The 6,028-nt window shown below is 72.4% G+C and carries 5 protein-coding genes; 4 read left to right on the top strand and 1 reads right to left on the bottom strand.

Translation table 11 applies throughout. The features are described from left to right. Positions 1-1,341: HTTM domain-containing protein (locus PV341_RS09965; RefSeq protein WP_500357396.1), on the top strand; the 1,341-nt coding region annotated here is incomplete at its 5' end. Further along, positions 1,338-2,018: a TrmH family RNA methyltransferase gene (locus PV341_RS09960; protein WP_500331592.1), complete on the top strand. Its 681-nt coding sequence runs from the start codon at positions 1,338-1,340 to the stop codon at positions 2,016-2,018. The genes PV341_RS09965 and PV341_RS09960, both read left to right, overlap by 4 nt. Before the next feature lie 44 nt (positions 2,019-2,062). On the opposite strand, the gene paaN is transcribed toward PV341_RS09960, so the two are convergent. Then, positions 2,063-3,739 carry a phenylacetic acid degradation protein PaaN gene (gene paaN, locus PV341_RS09955; protein ID WP_500357394.1) on the bottom strand — a complete coding sequence of 559 codons (1,677 nt, stop codon included), beginning with the start codon at positions 3,737-3,739 and terminating at the stop codon, positions 2,063-2,065. Between the two features lie 131 nt (positions 3,740-3,870). Here paaN and PV341_RS09950 point away from each other — a divergent pair, with 131 nt between their 5' ends. Together PV341_RS09950 and PV341_RS09945 are read left to right on the top strand one after the other, a co-directional pair. Then, entirely contained in the window at positions 3,871-5,397 is a 1,527-nt protein-coding gene (locus tag PV341_RS09950) for a 3-hydroxyacyl-CoA dehydrogenase (protein ID WP_500357392.1), read from the top strand. Continuing rightward, the gene (locus PV341_RS09945; RefSeq protein WP_500331587.1) at positions 5,394-6,011 is read left to right on the top strand and encodes a TetR/AcrR family transcriptional regulator; all 618 of its coding nucleotides are present in this window, start codon (positions 5,394-5,396) and stop codon (positions 6,009-6,011) included. The genes PV341_RS09950 and PV341_RS09945 overlap by 4 nt, the downstream gene beginning before the upstream one ends. Positions 6,012-6,028: the final 17 nt, after the last annotated feature.

Raw genomic sequence — 6,028 nt, 5'->3', positions numbered from 1 at the left:
GCCCCCGTCCCGTCCCCCTTCGCCGGACTGCTCGACTCCGCCGCGGGCGGGCTGTCGCGTGGCCTGGCCCGGATCACCGGCACCACCGTCGGCCCGTACCAGACCGCCGTGGTGCGGATCGGCATCTCACTGGCCTGGCTGCTGTTCCTGCTGCGCGAGTGGCCGCACCGCCACGAGCTCTACGGGCCGGACGGGGCGTGGAGCTGGGACCTGGCGAACCGGCTCGTCGCCGACAACCACGCCTTCACCCTGCTGCTGTGGGGCAGGGCCGACGCGTGGTTCGAGGTCGTGTACGCGGGTGCGATCGTGGCGAGCGCGATGCTGCTGCTCGGCTGGCGGACCCGCACGGCCTCGCTGCTGTTCATGATCGGCGTGCTCTCCCTGCAGAACCGGAGCGTGTTCGTCGGCGACGGCGGTGACAACGTGATCCACCTGATGGCGATCTACCTCGTCTTCACCCGGTGCGGGCGGGTCTGGTCGCTCGACGCCCGCCGCCGCGCCAAGGGGCGGGACGGCGACGGCGCGGGGATCGCGCTGTGGATCGTCCTCGGACTCGTGCTCACCGTGGCGCAGCTGCTCGGCCGTACCGGCCTGAACTGGACCGACGGCCTGCTGCCCTGGCTCGGCTGGACGCCGTTCCTGTGGGGCTTCCTGCTGCTGCAGGCCGTGTGGTGGGCGGTGCGGCGGTACGCGCCGGGCGAGCCGCGCACGGTCCTTCGGATCCTCGCGAACATCCTGCACGCCGCCGGTCTGCTGGTGATCGTCGTCGAGGTGTGCCTGATCTACGCCACGGCGGGTTGGTACAAGGTCCAGGGCTCGCGCTGGCAGGACGGCACCGCGGTGTACTACCCGCTGCACCTGGACGACTTCAGCCCCTGGCCGGGGCTGTCCCATGCGATGGCCGCCAGCGGACTGATGGTCATGGTGATCACCTACGGCACGGTGATCGTCCAGGTCGCCTTCCCCTTCACCCTCTTCAACCGCCGGGTGAAGAACGTGCTCCTCGCGTTGATGATGCTGGAGCACGCCTCGATCGCGATCGTCCTCGGACTGCCGTTCTTCTCGCTGGCGATGATCGCCGCCGACGCGGTCTTCCTGCCCACCGGCTTCCTGCGCTGGGCGGGCGACCGGGTGGTGCGTCCGTTGCGGCGCGGCGCGGCCGGGGAGTCCGAGGACGGCCGGCCGCAGGGCGCGGGAGGCGGTGAAGACGGTGAAGGCGGTGAAGGCGGTGAAGGCGGTGAAGGCGGGGAAGGCGCGGAGGACGCGCAGGCGCGGGCGGTCGCGGGGCAGCGAGGGCCGGGACCGGCCGGCGAGCCCGCCCCCTCTAATCTCGTGGTGTGAGCACCAGCCAGGACGACGCGGCCGAGCCGCTGCAGTACGACGACGGCTTCGGCCCCGAGGTCGGGGTCGGGCCGCACCCGCGGCCCTGGCCCGAGGACCCGCGCTACGACGCCGAGCTGCTCGCGCAGGGCGACCGCCGCAACGTGGTGGACGAGTACCGCTACTGGACGCGGGAGGCGATCGTCGCTGACCTCGACACCCGGCGCCACGACTTCCACGTCGCCGTCGAGAACTGGCAGCACGACTTCAACATCGGGTCCGTGGTGCGCACCGCCAACGCCTTCCTGGCGAAGGAGGTGCACATCGTGGGGCGGCGCCGCTGGAACCGGCGCGGCGCCATGGTGACCGACCGCTACCAGCACGTGCGCCACCACTTGGACGTCGCGGCGCTGGCCGCGTGGGCGGCTGCGGAGGACCTGCCGATCATCGGGATCGACAACCTCCCCGGTGCCGTGCCGCTGGAGACCACCGAACTGCCACGGCGCTGCGTGCTGCTCTTCGGGCAGGAGGGGCCCGGGCTGACCGACGAGGCGTGGAAGCACGCGGCGGCGGTCTGCTCGATCGCCCAGTTCGGCTCCACGCGCTCGATCAACGCGGGGGCCGCGGCGGCCATCGCCATGCACGCCTGGATCCAGCGCTACGCGCGGGTGGGTACGGAGCAGCCCCGTCCGGAGTGACAGGGCTGCTCCGGACGGGGCTGTCGGTGTGCGGGCGGGCCGGATCAGGCCTGGCGGCGGACCTCGATGACCCGGAAGCGGCTCGCGACGAAGGCGCCGTCGCACAGGGCCGCGTTGGCGGCCGGGTTGCCGCCGGAGCCGTGGAAGTCGGAGAAGGCGGCCGTCTGGTTGACGTACACCCCGCCGGTCAGGTTGAGGGAGAGCTGGGCGGCCTCCTCCAGGCAGACCTCCTCGATCTGCCGCTCCACCTCGCCGGAGGTGGTGTAGGCGCCGACCGTCATGGCGCCCTTCTCCCGCACGGTGCGGCGCAGCAGGTCGACCGAGTCCTTGGTGGAGTCCATGGCGACCGCGAAGGCGACCGGGCCGAAGCACTCCGACATGTAGGCGGCCTCGTCGTCCGGCTTCGCGCCGTCCAGCTTCACGATCACCGGGGTGCGGACCACGGCGTCCGGGAAGTCGGGGTGCGCGACCTCGCGGGAGGCGAGCGCGACCTCGCCGAGGGAGGCGGCGGCCTCCAGGCGTGCCTTCACATCGGGATTGACCAGGGCGCCCAGCAGGGCGTTGGCCCGGGCGTCGTCGCCGAGCAGCCCGCCCACGGCGGCCGACAGATCGCCCACCACCTCGTCGAAGCCCTTGTGGCCGTCGTCGGTGGCGATGCCGTCACGCGGGATCAGCAGGTTCTGCGGGGTGGTGCACATCTGTCCGCTGTACAGGGACAGGGAGAAGGCCAGGTTGGACAGCATGCCCTTGTAGTCGTCCGTGGAGTCGACGACGACGGTGTTGACGCCGGCCTTCTCGGTGAAGACCTGGGCCTGGCGGGCGTTCTCCTCCAGCCAGTCGCCGAAGGCGGTGGAGCCCGTGTAGTCGATGACGCGGACCTCGGGGCGCAGCGCCAGCGTCTTGGCCAGGCCCTCGCCGGGGCGCTCGGCGGCCAGGCAGACCAGGTTCGGGTCGAAGCCGTTCTCGGCGAGCACCTCGCGGGCGATCCCGACCGTCAGCGCCAGCGGGAGCACGGCGCGCGGGTGCGGCTTGACCACGACCGCGTTGCCGGTGGCCAGGGAGGCGAAGAGGCCCGGGTACCCGTTCCAGGTGGGGAAGGTGTTGCAGCCGATCACGAGCGCGATGCCGCGCGGCACCGTCGTGAAGTCCTTGCGCAGGGTCAGCGGGTCGCGCTTGCCCTGCGGCTTGACCCACTCGGCCGTGCCGGGGGTGCGCACCTGCTCCACGTAGGCGTACGCGACCGCTTCGAGGCCGCGGTCCTGCGCGTGCGGGCCGCCGGCCTGGAAGGCCATCATGAAGGCCTGACCGGAGGTGTGCATGACCGTGTGGGCCATCTCCGTGGTGCGCGCGTTGATCCGGGCCAGGATCTCCAGGCAGACCAGGGCCCGGTTCTCCGGGCCGGCCTCGCGCCAGGCGGGCATCGCGGCCTTCATCGCGGGGAGGAGCACGTCGACGTCCGGGTGCGGGTACTCCACACCCAGCTCGATGCCGTACGGGGACACCTCGCCGCCGGTCCAGCCGTCGGTGCCGGGCTGGTCCAGGTCGAAGCGGGTGCCGCGCAGGGCGTCGAACGCGGCCTGGGCGGTCTCGCCGTCCGCGTATGCCTTCGGGTGCTCGGGGTACGGAGACCAGTACTCGCGGGTACGGATCGCCTCGAGCGCCTTGTCGAGCGTCTCGCGGTGCCGTGCGACCGACGGGACAGCGGTGAGATCGGCAGCCATGGGGCCAACTCCTCGTCGAGCTGGATTGGGGTGGGCAGGGTGCTGGCTTCCCCGCTAGATTAACCGAATGTTCGGTCGGGACAAGGGGGCCGACCGAAGCTGTGGACAACTGGCGAGGAGCAGTGGCGGCGATGAGCGCTCTTGACCGATCCAGCACGGTCGCGGTGGTGGGCACGGGGACGATGGGCCAGGGGATCGCCCAGGTCGCGCTGGTGGCGGGCCATTCCGTACGGCTCTACGACGCGGGCCCCGGCCGGGCCGAGCAGGCCGAGCGGGCCCTGGCGGAACGGCTGGACCGCCTGGTGGAGAAGGGCCGGCTGCCCGCCGCCGAGCGTGACGCGGCCCGCGGCCGGCTCTCGGCCGTCCGGGAGATCGAGGAACTGGCGGGCGTGTCGCTCGTCGTCGAGGCGATCCTGGAGGACCTGGGCGCCAAGCAGCAGCTCTTCACGGCCCTGGAGTCGGTGGTCGCCGAGGACTGCCTGCTGGCCACCAACACCTCCTCCCTGTCGGTCACCGCCGTGGGCGGCGCGCTGCGGCGCCCGGGCCGCTTCGTCGGCCTCCACTTCTTCAACCCCGCGCCGCTGCTGCCGCTGGTCGAGGTGGTCTCCGGCGCCGCCACCGACGAGGCCGCCGCCCAGGCCGTGTACGACACCGCCGCCGCCTGGGGAAAGACACCGGTGCGCTGCACCGACACCCCCGGCTTCATCGTCAACCGGGTCGCGCGCCCCTTCTACGCCGAGGCCTTCCGGCTCCACGAGGAGCGCGTGGCCGACCCCGCCACCATCGACGCGGTGCTGCGGGAGAGCGGCGGCTTCCGGATGGGCCCGTTCGAGCTCACCGACCTGATCGGCCAGGACGTCAACGAGGCCGTCACGCGCTCGGTGTGGGACTCGTTCTTCCAGGACCCCAAGTTCACCCCCTCCCTCGCCCAGCGGCGGCTGGTGGAGTCCGGGCGGCTCGGCCGCAAGAGCGGGCACGGCTGGTACGACCACGCCGAGGGCGCCGCCGCCCCGGCCCCCCACACCGCGGGGCCGGAGAAGCCGCCCGCCGAGGTCACCGTGTGCATGGGCGGCCGCGGCCCGGCCGCGGTGCTGCCCCGGCTGATCGCCGAGGCGGGCATAGAGGTGCTGGACGGCGAGGTCGCCGACCCGGACGACGGGTACCTCGAGCTGCCCGGCGGCGGCCGGCTCTACCTGGCGGACGGGGGCCCGGCCACCACGGGCCCGGCCGTCGACTACGTGCAGTTCGACCTCGCGCTGGACTACCGGGTGGCCACCCGGGTCGCGATCGCGCCGTCCGACTCGGCACGCCCGGAGACCGTGCAGGCGGCGATCGGGCTGTTCCAGGCGCTGGGCAAGAAGGTCAGCGTCATCGAGGACGTACCGGGCATGATCGTCGCCCGTACCGTGGCGATGCTGGTGGACTTCGCCACCGACGCCGTCGCCCGGGGGGTGGCCTCACCGGAGGACGTCGACGCCGCGATGCGGCTCGGCGTGAATTACCCGCGCGGTCCGCTCGCCTGGGGTGCCGAACTCGGCCTGGAGTGGGTCCGCGGGGTGCTGCGCAACCTGCACCAGGCGTACCCCGGCGGGCGCTACGCGCCGTCCCGTCCGCTGAACCGCCGCGCGGCGGCCGAGGGGAGACTACTCTCATCATGACCATGGCACAGCGCGACAACCCCGCCCCCAAGAGGGACACCTACACGCCTGACTCGCTGCTGGCCGTGGCCGTGACGGTCTTCATCGAGCGCGGTTACGACGGTACGTCCATGGAGCACCTGTCGCGGGCCGCCGGCATCTCCAAGTCCTCGATCTACCACCATGTGCGGGGCAAGGAGGAGCTCCTGGAGCGCGCCGTCGGCCGTGCCCTGGACGGTCTCTTCGGCATCCTGGAGGAGCCCGGAGCGCGCGGCGGGCGCGCCGTGGAGCGGCTGGAGTACGTCACGCGCCGCACCACCGAGGTGCTGATGGCGGAGCTTCCCTACGTCACGCTGCTGCTGCGGGTGCGCGGGAACACCAGGACCGAGCGCGCCGCCCTGGAGCGCCGCAGGGAGTTCGACCACCGGGTCGCCGACCTGCTGAAGTCGGCCGTCGCGGAGGGGGACCTGCGCGGTGACGTGGAGCCCAGGCTCGCGACCAGGCTGCTCTTCGGAATGATCAACTCCATAGTCGAGTGGTACCAGCCGCACACGGCCGGTACCCGGGAGCACGACGACGCCGCGGTCGTGGACGCCGTCGTGCGGCTGGCCTTCGACGGCTTGCGCGTCTCTTGACGCTGGTCCAGACCAAC

Origin of the sequence: Streptomyces sp. PA03-1a (assembly GCF_033792805.1) — a bacterium.
GTDB lineage: Bacteria > Actinomycetota > Actinomycetes > Streptomycetales > Streptomycetaceae > Actinacidiphila.
Note: the sequence above shows the minus strand (reverse complement) of the source record. Positions and strands in the feature narration are given on the sequence as shown.

What these genes read in the sequence shown, in the direction of transcription:
- PV341_RS09945 (WP_500331587.1), top strand. Translation starts at nt 5,394, where the DNA reads ATGACCATGGCACAGCGCGACAACCCCGCCCCCAAGAGGGACACCTAC.
- PV341_RS09950 (WP_500357392.1), top strand. Translation starts at nt 3,871, where the DNA reads ATGAGCGCTCTTGACCGATCCAGCACGGTCGCGGTGGTGGGCACGGGG.
- paaN (WP_500357394.1), bottom strand. Translation starts at nt 3,739, where the DNA reads ATGGCTGCCGATCTCACCGCTGTCCCGTCGGTCGCACGGCACCGCGAG.